22 protein-coding genes are annotated in these 26,052 nt (G+C 42.7%); 14 read left to right on the top strand and 8 right to left on the bottom strand.

The genetic code is table 11. From position 1 onward, the window contains the following. Positions 1–83 precede the first annotated feature (83 nt). Positions 84–560 (bottom strand): CreA family protein, encoded by a 477-nt coding sequence (locus OCV30_RS21050; RefSeq protein ID WP_065678986.1) that lies wholly within the window; start codon positions 558–560, stop codon positions 84–86. Positions 561–808: 248 nt separating this feature from the next. Between OCV30_RS21050 and OCV30_RS21045 the strand changes: the two genes are divergently transcribed. From OCV30_RS21045 to OCV30_RS21035, 3 genes are all read left to right on the top strand, one after another. Next, a complete protein-coding gene (locus tag OCV30_RS21045) occupies positions 809–1,303 on the top strand; it encodes a hypothetical protein (RefSeq protein WP_029222777.1) in 495 nt (164 codons plus the stop codon). Between the two features lie 60 nt (positions 1,304–1,363). Beyond that, positions 1,364–3,172, top strand: a complete 1,809-nt coding sequence (locus OCV30_RS21040) for an HD domain-containing phosphohydrolase (protein ID WP_017097955.1) — start codon at positions 1,364–1,366, stop codon at positions 3,170–3,172. Positions 3,173–3,380: 208 nt separating this feature from the next. Further along, a complete protein-coding gene (locus OCV30_RS21035) occupies positions 3,381–4,109 on the top strand; it encodes an HAD-IA family hydrolase (protein WP_029222776.1) in 729 nt (242 codons plus the stop codon). A 455-nt stretch (positions 4,110–4,564) separates the two neighbouring features. Here the strand turns inward: OCV30_RS21035 and OCV30_RS21030 are convergent, their stop codons facing one another. Next, a complete protein-coding gene (locus OCV30_RS21030; RefSeq protein WP_017100523.1) occupies positions 4,565–5,989 on the bottom strand; it encodes a methyl-accepting chemotaxis protein in 1,425 nt (474 codons plus the stop codon). 148 nt (positions 5,990–6,137) lie between these two features. After that, on the bottom strand, positions 6,138–7,361 hold the full coding sequence (locus OCV30_RS21025; protein WP_065678987.1) for an aromatic amino acid transport family protein: 1,224 nt from the start codon (positions 7,359–7,361) through the stop codon (positions 6,138–6,140). A 447-nt stretch (positions 7,362–7,808) separates the two neighbouring features. On the opposite strand from OCV30_RS21025, the gene OCV30_RS21020 reads away from it, so the two are divergent. The 3 genes from OCV30_RS21020 to OCV30_RS21010 all read left to right on the top strand — a co-directional run bounded on the left by OCV30_RS21020 (position 7,809) and on the right by OCV30_RS21010 (position 10,084). After that, on the top strand, positions 7,809–7,937 hold the full coding sequence (locus OCV30_RS21020; RefSeq protein WP_017059831.1) for a hypothetical protein: 129 nt from the start codon (positions 7,809–7,811) through the stop codon (positions 7,935–7,937). A 206-nt stretch (positions 7,938–8,143) separates the two neighbouring features. Beyond that, a complete protein-coding gene (locus tag OCV30_RS21015; RefSeq protein ID WP_065678988.1) occupies positions 8,144–8,755 on the top strand; it encodes an acyl carrier protein phosphodiesterase in 612 nt (203 codons plus the stop codon). Positions 8,756–8,812: 57 nt separating this feature from the next. Then, a complete protein-coding gene (locus tag OCV30_RS21010) occupies positions 8,813–10,084 on the top strand; it encodes a DEAD/DEAH box helicase (protein WP_065678989.1) in 1,272 nt (423 codons plus the stop codon). 186 nt (positions 10,085–10,270) lie between these two features. Here the strand turns inward: OCV30_RS21010 and OCV30_RS21005 are convergent, their stop codons facing one another. Further along, positions 10,271–11,002 (bottom strand): TetR/AcrR family transcriptional regulator, encoded by a 732-nt coding sequence (locus OCV30_RS21005; protein WP_065678990.1) that lies wholly within the window; start codon positions 11,000–11,002, stop codon positions 10,271–10,273. Positions 11,003–11,151: 149 nt separating this feature from the next. Here OCV30_RS21005 and OCV30_RS21000 point away from each other — a divergent pair, with 149 nt between their 5' ends. From OCV30_RS21000 to OCV30_RS20990, 3 genes are read left to right on the top strand one after another with little or no spacing between them, the layout of a single operon-like run. Next, on the top strand, positions 11,152–12,240 hold the full coding sequence (locus OCV30_RS21000) for an efflux RND transporter periplasmic adaptor subunit (protein ID WP_065678991.1): 1,089 nt from the start codon (positions 11,152–11,154) through the stop codon (positions 12,238–12,240). Then, entirely contained in the window at positions 12,240–13,295 is a 1,056-nt protein-coding gene (locus OCV30_RS20995; RefSeq protein ID WP_017097948.1) for an efflux RND transporter periplasmic adaptor subunit, read from the top strand. The genes OCV30_RS21000 and OCV30_RS20995 overlap by 1 nt, the downstream gene beginning before the upstream one ends. Then, entirely contained in the window at positions 13,292–16,351 is a 3,060-nt protein-coding gene (locus OCV30_RS20990; protein WP_065678992.1) for an efflux RND transporter permease subunit, read from the top strand. Before OCV30_RS20995 ends, OCV30_RS20990 begins: the two co-directional genes overlap by 4 nt. Before the next feature lie 223 nt (positions 16,352–16,574). On the opposite strand, the gene OCV30_RS20985 is transcribed toward OCV30_RS20990, so the two are convergent. Both OCV30_RS20985 and OCV30_RS20980 read right to left on the bottom strand, forming a co-directional pair. Continuing rightward, positions 16,575–17,312, bottom strand: a complete 738-nt coding sequence (locus OCV30_RS20985; protein ID WP_065678993.1) for an EAL domain-containing protein — start codon at positions 17,310–17,312, stop codon at positions 16,575–16,577. A gap of 570 nt (positions 17,313–17,882) precedes the next feature. After that, entirely contained in the window at positions 17,883–18,518 is a 636-nt protein-coding gene (locus tag OCV30_RS20980) for a hypothetical protein (RefSeq protein WP_009845296.1), read from the bottom strand. A gap of 289 nt (positions 18,519–18,807) precedes the next feature. Between OCV30_RS20980 and OCV30_RS20975 the strand changes: the two genes are divergently transcribed. The 3 genes from OCV30_RS20975 (at position 18,808) to OCV30_RS20965 (ending at position 20,343) form a co-directional block, all read left to right on the top strand. Further along, positions 18,808–19,053: a DUF2164 domain-containing protein gene (locus tag OCV30_RS20975; RefSeq protein ID WP_017059821.1), complete on the top strand. Its 246-nt coding sequence runs from the start codon at positions 18,808–18,810 to the stop codon at positions 19,051–19,053. A 184-nt stretch (positions 19,054–19,237) separates the two neighbouring features. Continuing rightward, a complete protein-coding gene (locus tag OCV30_RS20970) occupies positions 19,238–19,777 on the top strand; it encodes a cytochrome b (protein WP_065678994.1) in 540 nt (179 codons plus the stop codon). Beyond that, positions 19,774–20,343: a YceI family protein gene (locus OCV30_RS20965; RefSeq protein WP_029222775.1), complete on the top strand. Its 570-nt coding sequence runs from the start codon at positions 19,774–19,776 to the stop codon at positions 20,341–20,343. Before OCV30_RS20970 ends, OCV30_RS20965 begins: the two co-directional genes overlap by 4 nt. A gap of 351 nt (positions 20,344–20,694) precedes the next feature. On the opposite strand, the gene focA is transcribed toward OCV30_RS20965, so the two are convergent. After that, a complete protein-coding gene (gene focA, locus OCV30_RS20960) occupies positions 20,695–22,146 on the bottom strand; it encodes a formate transporter FocA (RefSeq protein WP_009845303.1) in 1,452 nt (483 codons plus the stop codon). A gap of 273 nt (positions 22,147–22,419) precedes the next feature. Between focA and OCV30_RS20955 the strand changes: the two genes are divergently transcribed. Together OCV30_RS20955 and OCV30_RS20950 are read left to right on the top strand one after the other, a co-directional pair. After that, positions 22,420–23,325, top strand: coding sequence for a LysR substrate-binding domain-containing protein (locus OCV30_RS20955; protein WP_009845304.1), 906 nt, complete (start codon positions 22,420–22,422; stop codon positions 23,323–23,325). Positions 23,326–23,528: 203 nt separating this feature from the next. Beyond that, a complete protein-coding gene (locus OCV30_RS20950; RefSeq protein ID WP_012600670.1) occupies positions 23,529–24,023 on the top strand; it encodes a DUF1097 domain-containing protein in 495 nt (164 codons plus the stop codon). A gap of 197 nt (positions 24,024–24,220) precedes the next feature. On the opposite strand, the gene OCV30_RS20945 is transcribed toward OCV30_RS20950, so the two are convergent. Beyond that, the gene (locus OCV30_RS20945) at positions 24,221–25,993 is read right to left on the bottom strand and encodes an ATP-dependent endonuclease (RefSeq protein ID WP_065678995.1); all 1,773 of its coding nucleotides are present in this window, start codon (positions 25,991–25,993) and stop codon (positions 24,221–24,223) included. Positions 25,994–26,052 lie beyond the last annotated feature (59 nt).

The raw sequence follows: 26,052 nt of genomic DNA, 5'->3' as shown, positions 1-26,052 counted from the left end.
ATTTTTATTACATTTTGAATCACCTGTACGATGTCTGTACAGGTGACTCGGTTTACTTTTCGCTTTAGGTCATTTGCGTGAGACTATTCGGCAGGAACGAGTGTTGCTGGTTCAACGTAAGCTTCTGTCCCCCAAAGCGGAACGGTTGAAAGGCTATGCTTAAAGCTGCCTTCTGTTTCTTTGGTTGTGTAAGACAAGTAAAGCAGCGATTGGTTCTCAGCATCGTAGATACGACGAACTTTCATCGTTTTGAAGAAGATACTTTTCGATTGCTTGAATACCACTTCACCAGATTTACTCTTGTCAATTTTAGCGATCATTTCTGATGTGATTTCACCGGTTTGACGACAAGAGATAGAGCTATCGCTTGGATCAGAAAGGCTAAGGTTTGCTTCGATTGATGCGATATGACAAGTCACACCTGCGATTTTATCATCATCTAAAGAAGACATTTTGATATCCTTCATTGTGAAGAATCCAAGAGAGACGTCGCCAACCTCGTTGTCCGAACAGCCAGCCAACATTGTGATGATACCCGCTGCTATTAAGGCTTTTTTCATAAGAAGTCCTTTTTATTTATAGAGTTCTGTTTACTATAAGGATATTGAAAGCTTGAATACGAGTGTAGAGCTTTTCGTTAAGTTCTTAAAGGATGTTGTTGGATAATGGAAAATATGAAGCATTTAAAGTACTTGTTGGCCTTGGTCATGCTCTGTATGCTCTGTGCTTGTAGCTCGGCACCTCAGTCGAATATATGTCTTCCAAATAGCTGTGACATTTGGGGATACTAACCGTAGGTACTAAAAGAATGAATAACGAAATACCTGAAATTGTACAGAAGAAAAACCAATGGCTGTTTAGTCAACTCGATATTGCCTACCCCGCAAAAGAGAGCCTGCTAGGCCGAGAACTTTATCAAAGCAAACTCCCGTCCAAGACATACCAACTCCTCACCCAAGATCAAACACCTTCCCAAATTGATGAACTGCATAAAGTCGACTTCCATAAACTGACCGTACTTTTTTCACTTAACCAAGCCAGCGCTTACCAAGATGAAACCGAAAGGGCGTACATGTTAGAGTTTTTGAGTCAGATTATGTTATCTGACGAACATGTCTTATACATAGGGACTCAAAATGGTGATGTAGCAGCGAGCGCTATCGTTACAGAAGCGGAGGATTCTCTGCTAATCTCAGACGTTGTGGTTGGAAGTGGTCAAAGTATCAACGCTTTTGCTAAGCAGATCCTTGATTTTTGGGCACAAGATCATGCTTCTCGCGATAAAGTGTGGGTCGAGAACTAAAGGTTCTTTGAGAAAGCGTTAATCTAAGTAAAATACCCCGTCTTATTTAAAGGGTATTGTATGTACAAGCTATTGTTCTCAATCGCTGTATTGTGTGTTAGCGCTTATTCTTCACTCAGTTTTGCTAATGACTGGGATATCAAACGCATCCTAGTTTTACACTCATACGAACCTTCTTATCAGTGGACCGCTGACTTCCAAAAAGGGATAGACAGTGCGTTCAGCCAATCTCAAGCCGAAGTTAAACTCTCAATCGAGTATTTGGATTCAAAGCGCGTCCATAGCCCTGAGTACTACGATTCTATCGCAAACTACTTACGTACCAAATATGCAGATTATAAGTTTGATGGTGTAATCGCGACTGACGACAACGCGGCTAACTTCCTTGAATCTCTGCCTAGTTTGATCGATCGCTCCACACCTGTCGTTGCTGCCGGTATTAACGATTTCAGTACCGACATGTATTCGGTGTCTGATAGAGCAACCGTGCTTTATGAGAACGATCAGATAGACGTCAATATTGATCTAATTTCGAAGTTAAGACCTAACCTAAAAATACTGTATTTCATCAATGATTACAGTGTCACTTCTGAGTTAATTCGCAAAGAGATGAATCGCGTGATGACTGAGTTCCCTAATATCACATTGGTTGAAATACGCGATTTATCGTTAGTGCGTACCCGTCAGTTTTTGGAAGGTATCTCTGCTGATGACGCGGTTTTGCTCAGTCATTACAATACCGAATTGAATCGAGGCGTGTATCATACTTATCAAGAGGTTTCGGATACTTTGTCTAAAGCAAGTGCTGCTCCAGTGTTTGCTTTGTGGCAGTTCTATATTTCGGGAGATGTACTTGGTGGCTATGTGAATCACTCTCAAAGCATGGGTGAAGAGACGGTTAAGGCGCTCGATAAGTACCTACCTCTTGGTTTCGACGAACCTTTAACTCCAGGTGAGAACAAACGTTTTGTTTTCAATTATCCAGCGATGACAAATTTCGGTATCCGTGAGAGTGCGCTACCTGATGAGGCTGTATTCATTAATGAGCCTTCATCCTTTATTCGTAAAAACTTTCAGTTGCTATTGGGATTGTCGATGGTCATTGCAGGTTTGAGCCTGATTATTTTGATGCAATTTGTCACTCTACGCCAAAAGAAAGAACTGGCTAAAAAGAGCAAACGAATCTTAAAACTCCAGAAACAAACACTGAATATTCAAAAAGATATGATTCATGTTCTCGGAGAGGCGATTGAAACTCGCTCTGGCGAAACCGGTAATCACGTTAAACGTGTCGCCAAGTTGTCTGCGTTGCTTGCTAAGTATCGTGGCTTGAGCCATCGCGAGGTCGAGATGATAGAGATCATCAGTCCGATGCATGATGTGGGTAAGATTTCAGTCCCAGAATCAATCTTGGATAAACCAGGTAAATTGACCGAGCAAGAGTGGGAAGTGATGAAGCTTCACACAACGGCAGGCTATAACTTACTGAAGAGTGGAGCCGGTGATATTACCAATCTGGCTGCTATCATTGCCAACGAGCATCATGAACGTTGGGATGGGGCTGGATATCCTAATGGCAAAGTGGGTGACGAAATTCACTTGTTTGCCCGTATTACGGCCGTCGCGGATGTGTTTGATGCACTACTCAGTGCCCGTTGTTACAAAGAGCCGTGGCCATTAGAGATGGTTATCGATTTGTTCGAGAGAGAATGCGGCTGTCAGTTCGACCCTGAGCTTACTCAGTTACTACTGAGCCACTTACCCGAGTTTGTTGCTATCCGTGATTCGTATCCAGATACCATCACCGCTGAATGTCGCATTGAATTAACGGATAAACCTATTGTTATTGAAGAATTGGCCGTGAATTAACGGTTTATTGGCAAATAAAGTCGTGATTGGTGACGCTCAAAGTATATTAATTTAGTGAGTGCTGTTGCTTATGGTTAAGCATAAAGTGATCCACTGCATATTTCGCGTAGAGAAATAAGGGGCGATAGGTAAAGTGTTACCTTAATCATCACGCGTATTGAAAGAACACTATAGGATAAAACTTGAATTCAATGCGAGTGAGAGAGCTATGCGGTTAGAACAAACTAAATGTGTAATTTTCGATTGTGATGGAACACTCATCGATAGCGAGAAGCTGTGTTGCCAAGCCTTAGTGAATGTGTTTTCTGGCTTTGGGGCTAAGTTAAGCGTTAATGACTGCTATGTGCACTTTCAAGGTGGGAAGCTAGCTGACATCTTAATGGATACGCAAGCACGTTTAGGGCTATCTATCTCCATCGATACACTCGAGCCGCTTTATCGCACTGAATTAGAAGCCTTGTTCCAACGCCATTTAAAGCCGATGGATGGTGCTATTGAGCTTATTGAATTCCTCAAGCAACAAGACATTGAGTTTTGTATCGCTTCCAATGCGCCTAAATATCGAGTTGAATCCTCATTGGCAATGACAGGAATGCTCGACGACTTCAAAGGCAAAGTATTTTCAGCTTTTGATGCCAATAGCTGGAAACCGGAGCCCGACCTGATCATGTATACCGCAATGAATATGGGCTTTTTACCAAACGAATGTATTTATGTTGATGACACGGTGAAAGGCATTGAAGCAGGGGTTCGTGCGGGTATTCAATCTTTTAGATTGCGACCAACGTTTGAAGGTTCATTGAGTGATAATACCGAAGCCGACATAGCAGAGCTAGCGGCTCAGGATATTTACAGTTTGGAAGAAATATCGATTTGGATTAATGGCAAGCGCTGCTCAAGTGGTGGTATACCGCACTCTGGAGCTTTGGTGGGGTAAAGCCTAATTGAAGGCTGACTACTTTGCTTAATTGTGTTGTGTGGAAACCACATGCAGCACAAGTGAACTTCTCTCCACTTTCTGAAAGTAGATATTCGTCATGTTGGCATAAAGGGCATGTGATGTCGTCGGTGTATGGTGCATCTGTTTTATTCATTATGTGTCACCTGCAGCAAAAGGGTAAGCGAAAATAAGACCCGTTCAAATAGATTACCCCTAAGCTCGATTATTAGACAGTTTTGGCTCCTCTTAATCCCTCCTTTGCGACTTACTTCATGTTAATAACTGAGGAGTATGGTTTTACCATAGTTATTAATCAGCACCAATAAAAAAGGACTCTATATGAGTCCTTCTTAGGTTTGTTCTTAATTCTGAGCATTAAGCATTAAGCATTAAGTGCAAATAGTTGATAGTTGATAGTTGATAGTTATTTGCCAAGTGCCAAGTGCCAAGTGCTAAGTGCGGTATCTTGCCAAAGTTTGAGACAGAGAAACCGATGCTTCAGTCAGCTTAGATACGCCCTTTGAAGAGTTTTGAGCGACATCTTTGATTACGTCTGATTGGCCTCGTATATCATTAAGCTCAGCAGCGATGGTATTCGCTACGTTGCTTTGTTCATCAGCTGACGTTGCTATTTGTAGACTCATGTCAATTAGCGCTTGTGCGGAATCTGCAATCGAGTTTACGTCATCACCGATATGTGAAATGAGTTGGCTACTGGTTTGCGCTTGATCAACCGTTTGCACCGTGATCTTAGCAATATTTTGACTCTCTTGCTGTAAGCGTTCAATCATCGTTTGGATCTCAACTGTAGCGGATTGAGTTCTGCTAGCAAGCGTTCTCACTTCATCAGCAACAACGGCGAAACCACGACCTTGCTCACCCGCACGAGCTGCTTCAATCGCGGCATTTAGCGCAAGTAAGTTGGTTTGCTCTGAAATTGCGTTGATCGTGGTGATGACTTCGTTGATTTGGCTTGTATTTACATTCAAGCTCGTAACAGAAGACGAGGTTTGCTCAATCAAAGAAGAAAGGGTGGTTATCTCTGAGATTGCTTGCTGAACCATAGCATGGCTATCATTGATTTGTTGAGCATCTTGCTCTGCTTGCTCTGTAGAGCGCGCAGAGATATTAGATACTTCATTGGCTGATGCCGTCATTTGATCCATTGCCGTTGCAACAGAGTCTAGAGATGAATTCTGGCTCATAATCTGTGTTTCACTGCGCTTCATCTCTTTTTCGAAAGAAGCTGACGTTTCACTCAGTGTCGCTGCGTTTTGGTTTACGTTATTGACTAGTTCACTTAGCGTATCCATTGAACGGTCAAGGGCGCAACCAATCGTACCAAACTCATCTCGGCCCGGATGGAAGCCAAGGCGAGATGTTAAATCACCATCACCAATCTTTTGAGTGGTTGAGTAAAGAACCCAAAGTGCGCCACCTAGGAAGGTTGCAACCCAGTAACAGAAAAGACCAAAAGGCAAACACCATAAAAGACTGAGTAATAATGTGTACAGAGCTTGCTGCTTTTGGTTCTGTGTATCAGTAGTTGAAACGGTAAGAGAGTAGTAGTTGCCATCTTGTGCCAGTGCCGTAGCAGTCACCGAACCCGTGTTTGAAATAGTGGTTTCTTGAAGGCGTGTTTGTTGGCTAATAGAACGAACCGAAGCTGGGGAATCTGACGCTGATAAAATGCCTTGCAACTGATATTCAACCTGCTGTTTTGCACTCGCGTCAATTTGTTCCATATTGTTGACGTAGTTGAGGCCAGCGAGGCTTGCCACAGCGGCAAAAAAGATCAAGAAAATGACCCAAAACTTGTCGTTAATAGACATTTTAATAAACAGTTTGTCTATCGTTCTAAATTGTACTTCTTTCATAAAAACTCCACGGTAAATCCTTTACCGTGGACTCTAAATAACCGACCTCAATAAAAATGTGATTTCGATCGACTAATTATGAAAATTAATGATAGCAATATATCGTTCATGAGACATCAATCAAGTATTTTTGCTCTCGATGGGTTTATTAGCCTAATGATGGTAATAACCCTACTGAAATAAGGATTTGAATTGCAATGATAAACACGCCAACGCTACCCGCTAAAAACAGCGCTTTGCTTCCACCTAACACTTGGTAAGTTGATTCTGTAGCGTGAGGTTTTACTATTAAATCTGTGTAACGAACTTTGTATACCATTACTGTCGGCAGCAGAATTGCGAGCACTGAAAGTGCAATGGCAGCGTAACCCAAAGCCATGATAAAACCTTGTGGGTAGAACAAGGCAAAACCTAATGGTGGTAAAAAAGTGATAGCGGCCGTCTTAACGCGTTTGGCATTGCCTAGTTTCTTGCTTAGAGAGTCCCCCATGAATTCAAATAACCCCAAGCTCACGCCAATAAAAGAAGTAAGAAGTGCAAGGTCAGCAAATACACCCACGATCAAGCTTAAGTTTGATTGATGAACAGTTTGCGATAGTGAGACTAGAAGCGCACCCAAGCTAGTATCAGACAATAATTGCTCTTGGCTAACCACACCCAACGTAACACTCTGCCAGAAAACATAGATGACCAAAGGCAGTGCAGAGCCAATAATCATGACCTTACGTAAAGAGCGAACGTCACCATCCAGGTATCGAACAATTGAAGGGATGCTGCCGTGGAAACCAAAAGAGGTAAACACAACCGGTATCGCAGCAACAATCAGGCCTTGATGCAAAGGCATGCTCATTAGGTATTGAGAGGTGATGTTTGGTGCAAGGAAACTGAGTACCAGTACCATCGCAATCAGTTTAAGTCCGAATAAAACGCGGTTAACTTTATCAACACTGTGCGTACCAATCGTCACAACGCCAGCAACTAACAGTGTGAATAGAAGGGTTGTGATTTGGCCATTAAGCTCAATGCCTGAAATATCCGAGATACGTTGATTAAACTGCGCACCACCGCCTGCAATATAAGCTGCACACAGAGCGTAGAAAAGGAACATAACTGCAAAGCTAGCGATCCACTTACCTTTTGTCCCTAAAATTTTGTCAGCTAGCGTGTGTAGGGTTGCGTCAGAATCAGCGAATTGATGTAGTTCTACCATTAACAAAGCAGTAAAGGCCATTAGAGCCCATAAGCCAAGCATTAGAAAAAGTGAGGTTGAAAAGCCAATACCTGCAGAAGCAAGTGGAAGAGCGAGCATGCCAGCACCAATAGTGGTGCCTGCAATGATCAAAGTACTACCGAAAACCTTTGATTTATTCATTGTATATAATTCTTTACGTTAGGGTGTATTTTCATTGTGATTCTTCTAGCTTAAGCGCATAAACCCAAAGAATATCTCGATTTTTAAGTATTCTGATTGAGTTTAATTCCAAATGCAATGTTTAATGTAATTAAAAATATCCACTGTATATAAATATGTACGGCGATTGGTGCGTAAGGAACTAAAAATGCTTAAGCAAACGTTTGAGTGTGATTTGCTTCAAAACTTATAGGGTAATTTGTTGTAATTGGTGTAAGGTGGCAGTACATATGTCGTTCGCGTATGCCCCTTTAGCGTAAACAAGCGCTAATGATCGCGAGTAGCTTCAAGCTATAAATATGGAATGGGTAGAGTAGAGTGCGTTCATCAAAGTGACATAATATAAGTCCAAGATGGTGCACTAGTTAATCGGACAACATGTCCACACCAAGGAATAGAGGGGGCACTATGAGTGACCAATCTTATAATGACGAAAGTCTAGAGTTGTTAGATGCTATGGAAATTGGTATCGATTTATCTGACTATGAACAGACGGTTAAACAATTAGCAGAAGAGCTTTTCAAGTCTTCGAACTAAGTTTTTAAGATCTTTAATTAGGTTTTAAACTAAGTGTTACGGAACCAAAGGTTTCTGTAGTTCAACGTTCTCAAATTAAACAATTCTTAAACTGAGCAAACCTCATTCGCTCACACGTCATAACAAAACTATCCTCATTAAAGTTCGCGAAGATAAACGAGTACGTTTACCATGTTACTTAGTTCTCGATACTTTAATGAGGTTCAATGAACTTTCTCGCACACCTCCACATCGCCAAGCATTGTAAAAGTAACTTAGCGGGTAATCTGTTAGGTGACTTCGTTAAAGGCGACCCTAGTAAGTACTATTCAAACTCACTTTCAGACGGAATAAGACTTCATCGATTCGTTGATAGCTATACTGATCTTCATGATGTGTCTCGTTCTGCAAAATCGCTTTTCTCACACCAAACACGACGCTTTGCACCTATCGCACTCGATGTATTTTGGGATCACTGCTTAGCCAATCATTGGGCTCAGTTCTCAACGCAATCACTTGAGCGCTTTTGCGTAGACAGCCATCAACAGATCTTTGAACACCAAGAGCCTCATTGGCCTGAGCACTTCATTACTGTTCACCAGAAAATGGCAGAACAACGTTGGTTGCTAAGTTATCAAGACATGTCTTCCATTGAGGTGGTATTGCAACGCATGGCTTTGAGACGGCCAAAGCTTGGGATGCTTAAGTCTTGCTATCACGACCTAGAACAGCACTACAACACGTTGCAGTGTCACTTTAATGAGCTTTATCCTAGTGTTTTAGAAGAAGCGAAGCAGTTTAATTCGCTTCAAATGAAGAAAAATCAAAAGGAAAGGTAAACAGCGTAATGCAGGTTTGCTACAATCCGCGCCTATTTAATCTTTGAGCATCATACTATGTCTGAATCTACAAAATCTTTTAACCAACTTGGATTATCTGAGCATCTTCTTGCTACGTTGTCAGAGCTTAACTTTACGGCTCCTACCAGTGTTCAAGAGCAAGCGATTCCATTGGTATTAGAAGGCAAAGATGTATTGGCTGGTGCTCAAACGGGTACAGGTAAAACGGCCGCATTTGGTTTGCCAATTATCCAAAGATTAATCGAGACAAAAGATAACGTTATTCCAAACCCGAAGCTAGTTCGTGCGCTTGTGTTGGTACCAACACGTGAACTAGCGCAACAGGTTTTCGATAACGTAACCAGCTACGCAAAGGGCACCGACATCAAAGTCGTGGTGGCTTACGGCGGCGTTAGTATGAAGGTTCAAACTGAAAACCTACGCGGGGGAGCTGATATTCTTGTCGCGACTCCTGGCCGTCTTATCGACCATATGTTCACTAAGAACATCATGTTGAGCCACACTGAAGTGTTGGTACTGGATGAAGCAGACCGCATGCTAGACATGGGTTTCATGCCTGATATCAAACGCATTCTTTCTCGTATGAATGAGGTGCGACAGACTCTGTTCTTCTCTGCGACGTTTGATAACAAAATTAAAGCTCTGGCACATCGGATGATGCAGTCGCCAAGCGAAATTCAAGTGACGCCTAAAAACAGTACCGCTGACACCGTTACCCAGATGGTTTATCCCGTTGATAGATCGCGCAAGAGTGAATTATTGGCTTATTTGATTGGCTCAAAGAACTGGCAACAAGTGTTGGTGTTCACTAAGACTAAGCAGGGTACCGATGCTCTAGTTAAAGAGCTTAAGCTAGATGGCATTAAAGCGGCATCAATCAATGGTGATAAGAGCCAAGGTGCGCGCCAAAAAGCACTGGATGATTTCAAATCAGGCAAAGTACGCGCGTTAATTGCAACCGACGTGGCAGCTCGAGGTATTGATATCCAGCAGCTAGAACAAGTTGTGAATTACGATATGCCATTTAAAGCGGAAGACTACGTTCACCGTATTGGTCGTACTGGCCGTGCTGGCAACAGTGGTTTAGCGATCTCTTTGATGAGCCAGGATGAAGCTTATCTTCTGGGTGACATTGAACGCTTACTTGATACTCGCTTGCCTCAAGAGTGGCTAGAGGGTTTTGAACCAAGCCTAGAAAAAGATCTAGCCCCCGATCGAGGTGGTCGCAGTAAAAGTCGTTCATCAGAAAAACGTAAGATGAAAGCGAAACTTAAGATTCACCAAAATCGCGGTAAAGCGCGTCGCTAAACCTGCTACTGGTTGAATCGTTTAAAACATAAACAGACTCACTCAGACATAAAAATGCCCCGCTACTGATATATTCTGTAGCGGGGCATTTTCGTTTTCGTTTTAAGCACTAAGCATTAAGCATTAAGCATTAAGCATTAAGCACTAAGCGTGAAACTTGAAGCCGCGATTTTAGAGTTTTTTTTGCTAGTGTTCGCATTTCCACACACAAGGGACTTCATAAATAAGCTCTTCAATCGAACTCGTATTCAATACCCATTCATCACTGATATTGAAGGTGCTGATCATTTGCTTGTTGAACAATTGCCAATGATTTAACAATGCTTCTTCAGGTGTCGATTGCATGTCGCCTTCATTCCATGTGCTTTCCATGAAAGGAGTAAGGCATACCGCTCCGTGCGCATACATGATCATTTGCCATTTAATTTCATAAATGTTGATCAAATTATCTGGATTCGCATCATTATATTCATCTGCCAACATATTAATTTGTTTTTCGATATCACCAACATTGTCGATAAAGTAATCGACCAAGTTGTCTTTTTGGCGAACAGAGTCGGTGATAAGTTGCATCGGTTTGCGTGAGTGAATCATGTTGCTAAAGAGGCGCATACTGAATAAATAGATAGTAATGTTTGGCGCGACGCCTTTTGGTAACTCTTCTACAATTTTAGCAATGTATGACTGAAAATAATCATGTAAACAATCACTTATGGCATGCCAAATTGTCTCTTTGCTACCAAAATGGTGGCGAATAAGGCTATGAGATACGCCTGCTTTCTCACTGATGTTACGAAGAGAAACGCTGTCGTAACCATGTTCACAGAACATATCCGCAGCTACACCCATGATCAAAAATCTCGTCTCTTCAGCGTCTTTCGCGCTTCTTCTGCCTTGTTTCTTTTCAGTCATCTTCATTTCTACATTTACCTGATTACCACATTCTACACTGTTTTCCTTGAAATAAAAAATACTGCACAGGTGGAAAGTAAAGCTTGAGAATTCTTTAATAATAAATATACTGCCCACCTGTGTAATAAATCATAATAATTAAATGGAGAAGCATCATGCAATCCAATTTGTCTATCAAAGCGATACCGACCAAGCGTACGGGCGTGGTTATTGCCGCACTATTGCTCGCAGGCTCTCTAACTGGATGTAACAAAGTTCAGTCAGAGGAAAGTGAGAAGGTAATCAAGCCTGTAAAGTTATTTGAGATTCCTCTGCAGGCAGATATCGAGCTTGATAGTTTTATCGCAAAAGTGGATGCAACCGACCGTGCTGCGCTTTCATTTCAAGTGGGTGGTGATATCGAAGCTTTCGATGTTCGTATGGGACAAGAAGTTAAGAAAGGTCAGGTGCTAGCCGTATTAGACGCGACGGATTACCGTATTGCCGTTGATGCAGCTCAAGCTAAATTTGACTTGGCGAACAGCCAATACAAGCAAGCTTCTGAGCTGTATTCGAAAAAGTTAGTCAGTACCGATTACTACGACCAAGCCGTCAACACCTTTACTGCCGCTGACGTTGAGTTGGAACAAGCAAAAACAAACCTTGGTTACACCACATTAGTTGCTCCATTCGATGGCGTGGTATCGATGGTGTTTGGTAAGCAATATCAGTTAATTGCTGAAAAGCAGCCAGTTCTTAATATTTTGAATCACAGTGAAATGGATGTGACGTTCTCTATTCCGGTATCTAAGCTTGAAGACCGCTCTATTCAAGACCTAACGAGCTCAAACATGTGGGTTGTAATGGATAGCCACCGCGGTATTCGTATCCCAACGCGTTTTAAAGAGATCTCTACACAACCAGATGAAGACACCAACAGCTACCAAGCGGTTGTATCTATCGACAAGCCGGTAGGCATCAATCTACTTTCTGGAATGACAGCGCAAGTTGAAGTTCAGAAGAGCAAGTCAGACTACGGTATTGGCATTGTTGATTCAGCTTGGCTAACCAAACAAGCTGACCATGGCGAGCTATGGCGCTATAACCCAGACTCTCGTTCGATTTCTAAAGTACAAGTCCTGCTTGATGAGCAAGGTAAAGTTATAGAAGGTCTTTCTTCTGGTGATCTTATCGTTGAAGCAGGTGTGGATGTGTTATCTGACGGACAGCAAGTAAAAGCTTGGCTTCGTGAGGGGGGTATTTAATGAACCTTTTAAAATTATCAGTTGTTGTCGCGTCGGTTTTGTTACTTCAAGCCTGTAACAATGAAGCTGTACACCGTGAACAACCGCCTTTATTGGTTTCTACCTTTGACGTTGGCGCGCCGCTGACTGATCAGTTCAGAAGTTTTAATGGACAGGTGATGCCTGCAGAACTTACACCGTTGGCATTTAAGCTTGCAGGCGAAATTCAACAAGTATTGGTTGAAGCCGGTGACAAAGTCGAAAAAGGGCAGTTATTAGCCACCTTAGATAACGCAACGTACCTTCAAGATCTAACTGATGCTAAATCTCAATTCAAACTGGCGAGCAAACAGTTGGCCCGTGGTACGGAGATGTTTGGCAGCAAGATGTTATCGCAATCAGAACACGACCAACTGACTGCGAACTACAAACTAGCATCGGCGAATTTGGCGGCAGCAAAACGCAAGTTAAGTTACACAGAGCTTTTAGCGCCATTCTCAGGAACCGTTTCAACCGTAGATAAGCAACGATTCGAAAACACGACTCCTGGAGAAACACTCCTGAGTGTGTACCAGAACGATAAGGTGTATGTGCGAATTCAAGTGTCAGATTCTATTTTGGCGTCGATCAGCCCAGACATGCGTTCGAGCAGTTACCGCCCCCAAGCAACTTTTGGAGGTCACTCGGGGGAATATCCTTTGACGTATCTAGAGCACACTAGCGAATTGCACCCACAATCACGTACCTACGAGTTTTGGATGCAGATGCAGCAGCCTGAAAGTGAAATTCTGCCGGGCACGAGCGTTACGGTCAATGTGGATATGGCGAAAGCGGGTCTGAGTGATGTTCAAGGTTACCAGTTACCAATGACAACGCTAGAAGCGGGCTCTGAAGCTAATCAGTTCTATGTGTGGAAAATGGAAGACGGACAAGCATTCAAAAGCGAAGTAGAAGTCGACAAAATCAGTGGCCAAGGCGCATTAATCGCTCATGGTGTTGAGCAAGGTGATCGACTCGTAAACTCGAATCTAAGAAAACTCCGTGACGGAATCGAATTGTCAGGAAAAGCAGAATGAACATCGCAGAATATTCAATAAAAAACAAAGTAATCAGCTGGCTGTTTCTAGTCATTTTGGCCATTGGCGGTGTGTCGTCTTTTGGCAACCTATCCCGTTTAGAAGACCCAGCTTTTACCATTAAAGATGCAATGATTATTTCAACTTACCCTGGCGCTACGTCAATGGAAGTTGAGGAAGAACTGACTTACCCACTTGAGAAAGAGATAAGACAGCTCCCTTATATCGACAAGATCACATCGACCTCATCGAATGGCATGTCTCAAATTATGGTCAGCATGAAGATGGACTACGGTCCAGACGAGCTACCACAAATCTGGGATGAAATGCGCCGTAAGATCAACGATCTACAGCCAACACTACCCAGTGGTGTTAACTCAGTTCAGATCATTGATGATTTTGGTGACGTATTTGGTGTGATGATCATGCTGACCGGTGATGGCTACGATTATGTCCAGCTGAAACAGTACGCAGATTACCTAACGCGTGAAATCGAACTGGTCGACGGTGTCGGTAAAGTAAGCATTGCAGGTGATCAACAAGAACAACTGTTTGTTGAGATGTCGCTTGAGCGTTTAGCAGCGCTGAACTTAGATATGTCGATGGTAACGTCACTGTTAGCACAACAAAACAGTGTGGTATCGGCAGGTGAGGTAATGTTGAATGGCCAAAGCCTAACGATCAAACCTAACGGTACGCTGAGCACAGTTGAAGAGCTAGAAAACCTAATCATTCATGGTCGTGACACTGGCAATCTGATTCGTTTGAAAGATGTTGCTGAGGTCACTCGCGGTATTCAAGAAAAACCGGGCAATGTATTAACTTACAACGGCAAACCAGCGATCAACCTAGGTATTGCGTTCTCTTCAGGCGTAAACGTGGTTGAAATAGGTAAAGCATTGGATGCGGAACTGGATCGCCTAGAAAGTATTAAACCAGCGGGTGTAGAACTGAACTATTTCTACAACCAAGCGCAAGAAGTAGACAAATCAGTGGCTGACTTTTTAATCAGCCTAGTTGAAGCGGTAGCCATCGTTATTATTGTTCTGCTGTTCGCAATGGGTTTACGCAGTGGTTTGATTATCGGTTTAGTCCTTCTACTGACCGTATTCGGTACGTTCATTCTTATGGACTACAACGATGTCGAACTGCACCGCATCTCACTGGGTGCTTTGATCATCGCGCTCGGTATGCTGGTGGACAACGCGATTGTTGTCGTTGAAGGTATTCTGGTTGGTTTAAAGAAAGGAAAGACTAAGCTTCAAGCAGCGAAAGACATCGTGAAGCAAACACAATGGCCACTGTTAGGTGCAACCATTATCGCTATCACAGCGTTTGCACCGATTGGTTTGTCGAAAGATGCGACAGGCGAGTTCATGGGTTCGCTGTTCTGGGTACTGTGTTTCTCACTGTTTTTGAGTTGGGTAACAGCACTAACGCTAACGCCGTTCCTTGCCGAGATGTTGCTTAAAGAAGAAGACAAGGTCGATGAGAACGAAGACCCATACAAAGGTATTCTGTTCGTTGTATTCGGCGCGTCTCTGAAATTTGCATTGCGCTTCCGATGGCTAACTGTCGTCAGTATGATTGCTATGCTAGCTGGTTCGATTGTTGGTTTTGGTATGGTGAAGCAACAGTTCTTCCCACCATCAAACACGCCAATGTTTTACGTCGATATGTGGATGCCAGAGGGCACAGATGTTCGTGAAACCATTAAGCAAACTGAAAAGGTTGAAAGCTACATTCGCCAGCAAGACGACGTTGAGTTTGTAACCACAACAGTTGGCCAAGGCATGCAACGCTTCGCGCTGACATACCAACCAGAGAAAAGCTACGAAGCGTACAGCCAGTTGCAAGTAAGAACGACTGACCGCGACACCATGTTTAAGGCTCTAGCGGCGTTAGACAAAGACTTAGCAAACGAATTTGAACAACCAACGTTCCAGTTCAAATTGATTGAGTTTGGTCCATCACCAGCTTCAAAAATTGAAGCGCGTATTATCGGTGCTGACCCTAAAGTATTGCGTAGTATTGCAGTTGAAGTCGAAGACGTTTTACTTGCTGATCCAGGCTCACGAAATGTTCGTCACGACTGGCGTGAACGCACTAAAGAGCTAGTGCCGCTATTTAACGAGTCAAAGGCACGTCGTCTTGGCATTTCAAAAACTGACCTTTCTGAAACGTTACAAATGGCGTTTGGTGGCTACAACATCGGTTTACTGCGTGATGGTACTCATATGTTACCTATCGTTGCGCGTTTACCTGAAGAAGAGCGTTTTGACTTTGAATCACTGAACAATGTGAAGATTTGGAGCCCATCACTGCAAACCTACATTCCCGTAGAACAAGTGATCGATGGGGTTGAGCTTCAATGGTCTGAGCCACTGATTCAACGTCGTGATAGAAAGCGTACGCTAACCGTATTGGCTGACCACGATGTACTTGGTGATGAAACACCCGCGAGTTTGTTTGCTCGTGTGAAACCACAAGTAGAAGCATTGGCTCTACCAGAAGGTTACAGCATCAGTTGGGGCGGCGAATACGAAAGCTCTAAAGATGCACAAGAATCTCTATTTGGTTCACTACCAATGGGTTACTTGCTGATGTTTATTATTACCATGCTTTTGTTTAACTCGGTTCGTAAGCCGCTTGTGATTTGGTTTACGGTACCACTTTCTATCATTGGTGTTTCGATTGGTCTGCTAGGGACTAATATGCCATTCAGTTTCACGGCTTTCCTAGGCTTACTGAGCTTAAGTGGCATGATTTTGAAAAATGGTATCGTCCTGCTTGACCAGATAAACACTGAACTCTCAACAGGCAAAGACCCATATCTAGCGGTTATCGACAGCGCGATCAGTCGTGTACGACCGGTATCTATGGCAGCACTAACGACTATCTTGGGCATGATTCCCTTGGTATTCGATGCATTTTTCGGCTCGATGGCGATTACCATCATGGCAGGCTTAGGCTTTGCTACAGTACTAACGCTAATAGTAGTACCAGTGATGTTCGCCATTCTATATAGAATCAAACCGTCCACTGCGGGTTATTAGGGATTGATATAAAACAGATTCTTTTAAGCCAGCCCAGTCAATTTTGACTGGGCTTTTTTACGGATATGGTTTGATAAAACAAGACGAAGATAGGTCCGAACTAAGAGGACGTTGCGATAGCAATGCGTGCCTTAACAAGGATCGTTTTAAAAGATAGGTATTATAAAAGTCGTTAGCCAATGGTAAAGCGGCTTCCGGTATAATAGAGAATAGGGTCTAGATTCTAGATTGCTAGGCGGATATCCAACTCAATCGGCTTTGGCATGGCTAAGTGATAGCCTTGATACATATCGAAGCCTAAACTTTGCATCGCAGTCAGTTGCTGTTGGGTTTCTATCCCTTCGATGACCGTCTTTGCACCGATTTGGTTGGCAAGCTTAACTACTAACTCCATTTTTCGAGTATCACCGTTTTCAAAATCCAACATCACAGAGCGATCGATTTTGATGATATGAGGAGTGATATGGCGAACACGTTGCTCTGTTGACGCCTGTGCTCCAAAGTCATCAACCGCGATTTGAAAACCATTATCTGCAAGTGAGTGGGCCGCGTTTTTTAAACGTTCTTCACTTTCTACATTAAGTTCGACCAACTCCATGACGATTTGTTCGCACGATAAGTTAAGCTCGTGAAGACGTTTAGCTAACAGAGTGTCTTTTACTTTTTCAGAGGCAAACAACTCACCCACGTTTGGAAGAACGTTCAAAAAAAGGTTTAAGTGACGGACCGTCGATTGTGCGAAGTTACGGATGTGAATGGCTCGACTCAGTCTCTCTACGTTGATTTTGTCTGTGTATGAGGTTTCGTCTGAATGGAAGAAGTGATCTGGGCGAACGATATCACCTTTACAATTGGAAATACGAACCAAAGCCTCTACACCTATCTGAGTCAAAGAAGAATCAAATATAGGTTGGTAGACACTTGTAAGTGTTAAGTCTTGGTATTTCGCAATAAACTGCATATCGGCATCCACAGATATACAACTAATAAATTCACTTCTGTCTGATAAAATCATAATCGCTAATAAAAGGTGTTTATTCAGTGACGAGAATATACGTCACAGTTGTCATAATATTGACAGGTGTTGATAAATTGTCAATTAATAAAAATTAATTTGTCACGGTAACATCTAAATAATTAAAGTCAGCGAAAAACAAGGATGATAAACGTCATTATGTATCAAGGATATATATTGCTTAGCTTGTTTAATGGGTTCAGTGAATTTGATGTCTGAGTAACCTATATCATATCAACCCTATCAATATAAAGCCTTAACACGTATACACCTGAAATAAATATGGTTAAAGGCTTACATTCTGGGGGAGTATCAAAATAATAAAATAAATAGATCTTCGTGGTTACACAAAAATGATGTCTGTCTCTCAAAATTAATATTGAGGTTGTTAAGTTATTAATTAGTAAACTGGAGAACCCGGATAATAAATGAGTAGAATACAGGTGTTATTTTATAAAATAAAAGTGTAGGTATAATTATTTACGTTATATATCAAATTGAAAATTGTTTTGTATTTTACTGCCATTGTATTACCGCATAAAGTTGCAGGTATTTACGAACTAGTTGTTGATTTCCAGAGCGTTTTAGCGGGTGAGCGAATCGGATAAAACACGGACTGATTTTGAAGTTACTATTTAAATCATCTGCGAATTGAGTATCACTCTCTCTTAGCGTGATACCTTGTAGGCTGTAGTCGCTAATCTGGTCTGGGAGTTCCCCCATCCACCAATGCAAGAGTTCACCACTGTTTTTGCTTCGACTTATCCAATGGTCGGAGACAATGATCAATAGGTCATTGGGTTGAATGGCAAATCCGTACTCTTGCTGCCAGTTATGAATGTCCAACATCAACTTTTTACGACAAGTCTTTCCTGCGCTCACCATATGGTGGCTAATCATCCAAACGGTACCAATTTCAGAAGAGATTCGGAAGTGTCGTGGCGTTTCACCAGAAGAGAGCATTTCTAGTGGGCTTACGTTGCTTGCATGATTGAAGCTAACGAAAGTGTGCTCCATTCGTCGGGCAAAGGCTTTGCCTATGTGATGTTCACTGATCCCTTGATTGTGTACGGTAGGGTAATGACGCTCACAAAGTTTCAAGCAATCGTCTTGAAACTGATTGACGCTTTTAATCACCAGATCTAATAACAATGAAGCCTCTTATACACGGTTGCTATCTTATTGATGGGCAATAGTACGGTAATTTCGGCGGCATTACCTATTGTCAAAGTGCGAGTTCTTGATCCCTCTATCAAAATTAACCATTACTGAGCGATTTTATGGATAGCACTGGCACTCTACTGGTCTGTAAACTAAATTATGAGGAATTATAGCTAGTTAGAAAACTTGAACTGATTGGCAGAGTTTCAGTGAGCTAACGAAATTATAGCTTAGTCGGCTAATCACAATTGTTCTACATACTCTTTATTTGGAAACACCCATGACCATTCAATTAGATTCAAAGCAAAAATCCGAACTCACTCATACACTTCAAAAGTACCTACAAGATGAGCTCGATGTAGAGCTTGGTCAGTTCGACACTGAATTCTTAGTCGACTTCATCAGTAAAAAGTTTGGAGCCGTGTATTACAACAAGGGGATAGAAGACGCTCAAAAAGTGATGGAACGTAAGATGTTAGACATATCAGATGAGCTCTATGAAATTGAACAAATCGTTGAAATATAACTCAGCAAGCGATTGTTCGACAAAGAAATTTGTCCATAAAGCAACTTGTTCAAAATTTTTGAATAACTCGTTTCATTTGAAATGATGTAACTAATGTAAAACTTGGTAAATAATATGTTACGCAAACTTGGTGTAGGGTACGCTTTTCAAAACTACACGACACGTTAACATTCGGAAGAGATGCATGAACAACAACGTCAAAAATTACAATCCTCTAGCAAGAGCAATGCACTGGATCTCAGCACTCGCAATATTTGGCCTATTTGGTGTAGGCCTATGGATGGTTGATCTTTCTTACTATAGTGAGTGGTACAAAACAGCACCAGACTACCACCGTTCGGTAGGCATTCTTTTGGCTGCCGTTACCATTATCCGCTTGCTTTGGAAGCTAGTTACCGCGTCACCTAATGTGGAAGGTAAAAGCTATGAAGTTGTAGCGGCGAAGATCGCTCATGGATTTATGTACATTAACTTAGCGGTTTTATTTATTTCAGGTTATTTGATTTCGACATCAGATGGCCGTGGGATCGAGGTATTCAATTGGTTCACTGTACCAAGTATGGGTGAACTATTTGTAAACCAATCTGATCTCGCAGGAACGGTTCACTACTATGCTGCATGGGTACTGATCATTATGGCATCAGTGCACGCCTTAGCGGCGATAAAACACCACGTTATCGACAAAGACGATACGCTACGAAAAATGATAGGAGCTTCAAAATGAAAAAGTCAATTATCGCTACAGGATTAGCATTTGCTATGGCAATGCCTTTCGCTGCGAACGCCGCTGATTACGTGATTGATACAAAAGGTGCGCATGCTTCAGTTAACTTCAAAGTTAGCCACCTAGGTTACAGCTTTATCCAAGGTCGTTTTAACACATTCTCAGGTGACTTCTCATTTGATGAGAGCAACGTTGAAGCGTCTAAAATCAACGTAACGGTTGATACAACTAGCCTTGACTCAAACCACGCAGAGCGTGATAAGCACATCCGTAGCGGTGATTTCATCAATGCTGGTAAGTTTTCTGATGCGACATTCAACAGCACAAAAGTGGTTGATAAAGGCGACGGCAAACTTGAAGTTATGGGTGACCTTAAACTTCACGGTGTAACTAAGCCTATCGTTATCGAAGCTGAATTCATCGGTGCTGGTCAAGACCCATGGGGTGGTGAGCGTGCTGGTTTCGTTGGTACAACTCGTCTAGAGCTTGCTGACTTCAATATCCCAGTAATGGGCGCTTCAAGCTATGTAGACATGGATCTGCATGTTGAAGGTGTAAAGAAGTAATCTAGCTATCCATAATCGCTATCAACATATTTAGAAAGATCAAAAATCTAGTCGATACGAGATAGGGCGGCTGTTAGCCAGTTATATAGTAATATGGAAAGTAGCAAAGCAGCTAGAATATAGAGAAAGGCGCAAAGTTTTCACTTTGCGCCTTTTTTATTGAGGTAAATGGCCACGCGTTTAGGTCTGTTTTGTGTCAAACCTTTTACTGCGTCTTAAGCCACCATTTACCTCTGCCAGTCAACGTTGCAATGACTGAGTTATCTAGCTGAACGACTAATCCCTAATAGTTCAGCCTACGATTCGTTACTTTGTTTCTAATGAAACGCTTGCTTTGTATACAGTCGCTAGTTAAGCCGTTTCTAGTTCAGCCTTTGGAACCACGTTTAGGCGGTCGCCATAGATTGGACGTAGTGCTTGCATAACTTCAGTACGAGTCATCACACCGACCATTACGCCATTTTCTAGCACTGGAAGCATATGTGGTTGGCTTACTTTCATCGCTTTTGCACGCTCTTCTAAAGAAAGAGAGGTCAGGCGAGTGGCATAGCCCATGCTTGTTGTCGGGTACAGTTGTTCTTTATCGATACATAGGAACTCAGCAACATCGACCAGTTTGTCGTTTGCATCAATAGCCACTACGTCACGGCTCATTAGGTCTACCACTTTCTGACCTTTAGTCGGAATGTAGTCTTGGCACCAAAGGTCAACCATTACGTCGTGAACAGAGAGGATACCTACTAGGCGGCCTTCAACATCGCAAACAGGAGCGCTAACAAGTTGAGCATCTAAAAGTGAATCAATCGCCACTGAAGTAGGCATTTCTACGCTCAGTGTAATTGGTTGAGTGTTCATGATTTGCTTGATAGTAGTTGTAGTGTTCATAGTGGTTTCCTTAACTGACGTAATTTCTGTTGTTTGAGTTATTGCTGTAATTTTTGCCGCTTTAAGCTGCGGGCGACGGTAGATACTCCAATTGGCTAAGCCGACCAATACCGCACCACCTACAATGTTGCCGAATGTCACTGGTATTAAGTTTGCAGTGACAAATTTCATGATGTTCAGGTCTGCATACTGGGCTGATGTTGCGCCAATTTGCATCCAAAAACTCTCTGGTGCGAATGCTTGAATTGTGATGCCTAATGGAACCATGAACATATTCGCCACACAGTGTTCAAAGCCTGAGCTAACGAACATTGCAACGGGTAATACGGTCATCATTGCTTTAGTCATGGCGTTAGCTGAGCTGAACGTTAACCAAATTGCTAAACACACTAGTAAGTTACAAAGCACACCCAAAGCGAAAGCTTGAACAGGGCTGTGGTGTAGCTTGTGTTGAGCAATGTTTAGAGCGTTTAAGCCCCATTGCCCGCCATCCAGTTGATATAAGCCTGCTGCACTTACCAAAGCCAGTAGGAACATGGCACCGATAAAGTTGCCTACATATACCTTGCCCCAGATAGACAGCATCTTGGTGAAGGTTATCTGCTTATTAGCCCATGAAATGCTTGATAACACCGAACTGGTAAATAGCTCGCCACCACAAATAACAATCAGGATTAACCCCATGCTGAATGCAAGACCACCGGCTAAGCGACTTAATCCCCATCCTGCATCAGCGCTACCTGTGGTCACCGTGATGTAGAATAAAAAAGCAAGCCCGATGAATGCGCCAGCCATGATTGCCAAACTCAATGTCATGCTGCTGGTTTTATTTGCTTTGCTTAATGCAAATTTCTCGGCTTCCGCCATCATTTCTGTTGGCGAGAACAGTTGCTGATTTTCAGAAGTGCTGGTTGCCATATCCCCCCCTTAAACAATCCGTCATGTGTAATTCCTAGTGTTAATGACTTGGTTAATCCGTAATGGTTAATCAGTAATGTTTTGCAGGGCTCGTTGTGTCCTGCCATTCCAGATTAGGGTGTTGGGGGGTAGAGGTAAAATTGATAATTTTTAGAAACCACATCAAAAATATTGATATAGATTTGGTTAGGCGTAGAATGAAATTGATTGCTCATCGGCTTAACAAAAAACGAGCAGCAGGACATAAGTTATTAAAAGAATTAAGGATAGATTTTGCGTTATTCATTAAAGCAACTCGCCGTCTTTGACGCGGTAGCAGATTCGGGAAGCGTAAGTCAGGCAGCTGATAGGCTTGCATTGACTCAGTCGGCGACAAGTATGTCTCTTGCACAGTTGGAAAAAATGCTCGGCAGGCCTTTGTTTGAAAGGCAGGGCAAGCAAATGGCGCTCACTCATTGGGGCATGTGGCTGAGGCCAAAAGCGAAGCGTTTACTGCAAGATGCACAGCAAATTGAAATGGGGTTTTACGAGCAGCATTTATTGAGTGGAGAGCTCAAACTCGGTGCGAGCCAAACCCCGGCAGAACACCTGGTTCCAGACCTCATCAGTATTATTGATAACGACTTTCCAGAGATGCGAATCTCGCTTGGTGTACAAAGTACCGATGCGGTTATAGATGGCGTATTAGATTACCAATATGACCTTGGCGTTATCGAAGGTCGCTGCGACGATAACCGAGTTCATCAAGAAGTGTGGTGTACCGACCATTTAACGGTGGTTGCATCGGCTCATCACCCATTTGCAAAGCGTGAACGTGTCAGTTTGGCGCAACTAGAACAAGCGAAGTGGGTATTGCGTGAACATGGTTCAGGTACTCGCAAAGTTTTTGATAGCTCTATTCATCATTTAATTGGTGATCTTGATGTTTGGCGAGAATATGAACACGTTCCTGTTTTAAGAAGTTTGGTAGCAAACGGCCCATATTTAACGTGTTTACCTTATCTCGATGTCGAGCAGTTTGTTGAATCTGGCCAGCTCGTTACTTTGAATGTTCCTGAGCTTGAAATGGAACGTACGCTTTCGTTTATTTGGCGTGCTGATATGGCAGAAAACCCACTTGCTGAATGTATTAAGCGAGAAGGCAAGCGCATGATGAAAGGTAAGCCGTCGGTTCTATAACGGTAATTTGATAATACGCTGATAACCCAATGTGTTGAATAAGCGATTCCGGTCTCTATCTGGTGATAAATGCACATTCGTGTACATTATTAATGTGATCATGATCGGCTAAAAGAAGGCGTTCTTCCCATAATATGCTTACTTGATTTTAAGTGAGGCTAAATCCGGTGCGATGAATTTCGTAATTAGGCTTTAGAAATAGTATGAGTACATTAGTCGCGATTTCATTAACAACAGGTATTTTGTCAGGTCTATGGGGATGGATAGCTATCTCTTTCGGCTTGCTGTCATGGGCCGGTTTCTTAGGTTGCACCAGTTATTTTGCTTCGCCAACAGGCGGTGTTAAAGGACTAGCAGGCAGCTTACTGACCAACATGACAGGTGTATTCTGGGCAATGGTGATTATCGAAAGCTCAACCTTCGCAGGGTTAGAGATATTAGGCTATATGATTACCGCTGTTGTCGCTTTCTTTATGTGTATTCAAGCCAAACAAGCGTGGCTAGGTTATATCCCAGGAACCTTCATTGGTTGCTGTGCGACGTTTGCAGCAGGCGGCGATTGGCAACTTGTCGTGCCATCTTTACTGCTTGGTGGTGTCTTTGGATACTTGATGAAAGCAACGGGGCTTTGGCTTCACGAAAAATCGACTCAATCTTCGGAAGCGGTTGAACAACACGCTAAGCAAGCGAAGGCTTAATTCGTTAACCTAGCCTTAATTCGTTAACCTAACCTTAGTTTAGTCACTGTGAACTCTTGCAAGATAACCCCCAATTAATTTGTATATCGATTTATACAGGCACACCACTTGGTGTGCCTTTTTTGGTTTTGGTTCCTTAGTCAATTCAAGAAATTATCGACAGAAGAACTAATAGCACTTATCAGATAAGCAAGAAGCTAGGTATTTCCGTTTGCCATGGTGATCACGCGTTTCAAAGTCCATCTCAACAACAATGGAATACAGTCTTGTCCTTGATTCTCACAATGAGACACGATCGCTAAAGCCAGGTCTGGTTTTGCATGTTTCTTGAGAACTTTAGCCACAACTTTTTTCGCTGGAATAGGGTGGTCATAAGGAATCTTAACCATGTCTCTGAAAAAGTTCTCAAACCCATTCATATACAAGTAGTGCTCGATGTCTCTGTCAGGCAGTTCTGTGAGGCGATGTCGTTCTTGATCATTACCGAGTTTAGATAGCACAGTCGCCGCATACTTCTTACCAGCAGCGTCTCCGTCAGTCACCACGTGCCAATCGATACCAAACTCTTGCGCTACTTTAATGAGCGCTTTAAGACCAGACTGCGCGAACTCAATAATTTGAACGCCTTCCGCAGCAAGGTTATACCCACATTGGTTGGCTAACTCGTTAAACAACCAGACTTCGGTTTCACCTTCTACCAACAACCAACAGCGAGCATACAGAGCGCCGGACCGGTGAAAACGAATATGAAAACCAATTCGACGAAGTTCATCTTTGCTGAAGTGGTTCACATTGAGCTGGTTGGCTATGGTTTTATCTGACTGACGTACCAAACGACGAATCGATTGAAGCGGCACAGCAGCAAGTAGATCGCCACTGTTGGTGGTCAGGATTTTTTGCATGGGCAGCTTTTGCATCAAGCTCCAAGCCCTTGCCAAGTGCGTTGGGTGCAATCGACCTTCTGGATCTTCAAGAATCAAAAGAGGGCGCGCGCATCGTCTTAAGTCAGTCGGTCCTTTGGCTTGTAAGTATGCGTTAAGTAGCCCCATGAACAGCAGACGAGTTTGTTTGTTCTTGGTTTCTTCCACAAGTTGATGAATGCTCTGATCATTGGCACCCGCTGAATAAAGTAGGCCATCCCTCTGTTTTCTTGGGTTCCGGCGAGAGTTACTCTTGAAAGAAAAGTAGTGTTCTATCAGGCTTTGCATCGACTCAAGACTACTGCGCATTTCACCTTTATTAACATGTCCGGGTATCGCCATAAGGCGACGGCAGGTGTTGTCGATGCGTTTTTCTATCCTTGCCTGACGCCCATTTCCGTTTCCATTGCTGCCATTACCATTGGTTGTTTGACTCTGGCCGTTACCATTTCCACTCACATTATTAGCGTGCCCGTTACTAGCATGAACGGTGTTAGTGTGAACATTACCCGGTAGATGAGCATTGTGGTTAAGTGAATTGCCGTTGAAAGGGCGATCGAAGTGCCTTGCGTCTCTCAAACGAATTACAGGGTGTAACGTCATTAATTCTTGAGCGAGCTTTTCTGAGTGATGAAGCTTGAGAGGGTTTCCGTCCAACCCCAAAAATGCATAGTGTGTTGTCGTTTCATACTGCTCTAACGTGGCACTGATTCGATAATAGATACGAAAAACACCAAACTCGTCTTGAACCCACACCGGCTTGAGTTTGCGATAACGTCCTGCATTTAGCTCACTTTTATCGTTGGCTTTTAATGCGAGAACAATTTGAAGGTGTTGAGACTGTGGATGTGAAACTGAGTAATCGACATGGAAATCGGTCATTTCGAAGTGATATGGAACTCCGTCTGAAGGGAGAACGACGGAAAGGGCATCCAATAATGAAGACTTACCCCAAGTATTTTCACCAATAAGCGTGGTTAGCTCATCAAACGCAAGAGACATGCGCTTAATACCTCGAAAGCCAGAAATCTCGATTCTTTCTAGTTGCATAGGCTTACTCCTAACGGAAGGCTCTGCTAATTGTTTGAAAGCTAACAGATATCTTTAAT

The organism is Vibrio atlanticus, assembly GCF_024347315.1.
GTDB lineage: Bacteria > Pseudomonadota > Gammaproteobacteria > Enterobacterales > Vibrionaceae > Vibrio > Vibrio atlanticus.
This window is presented reverse-complemented; position numbering and strand designations above follow the sequence as displayed.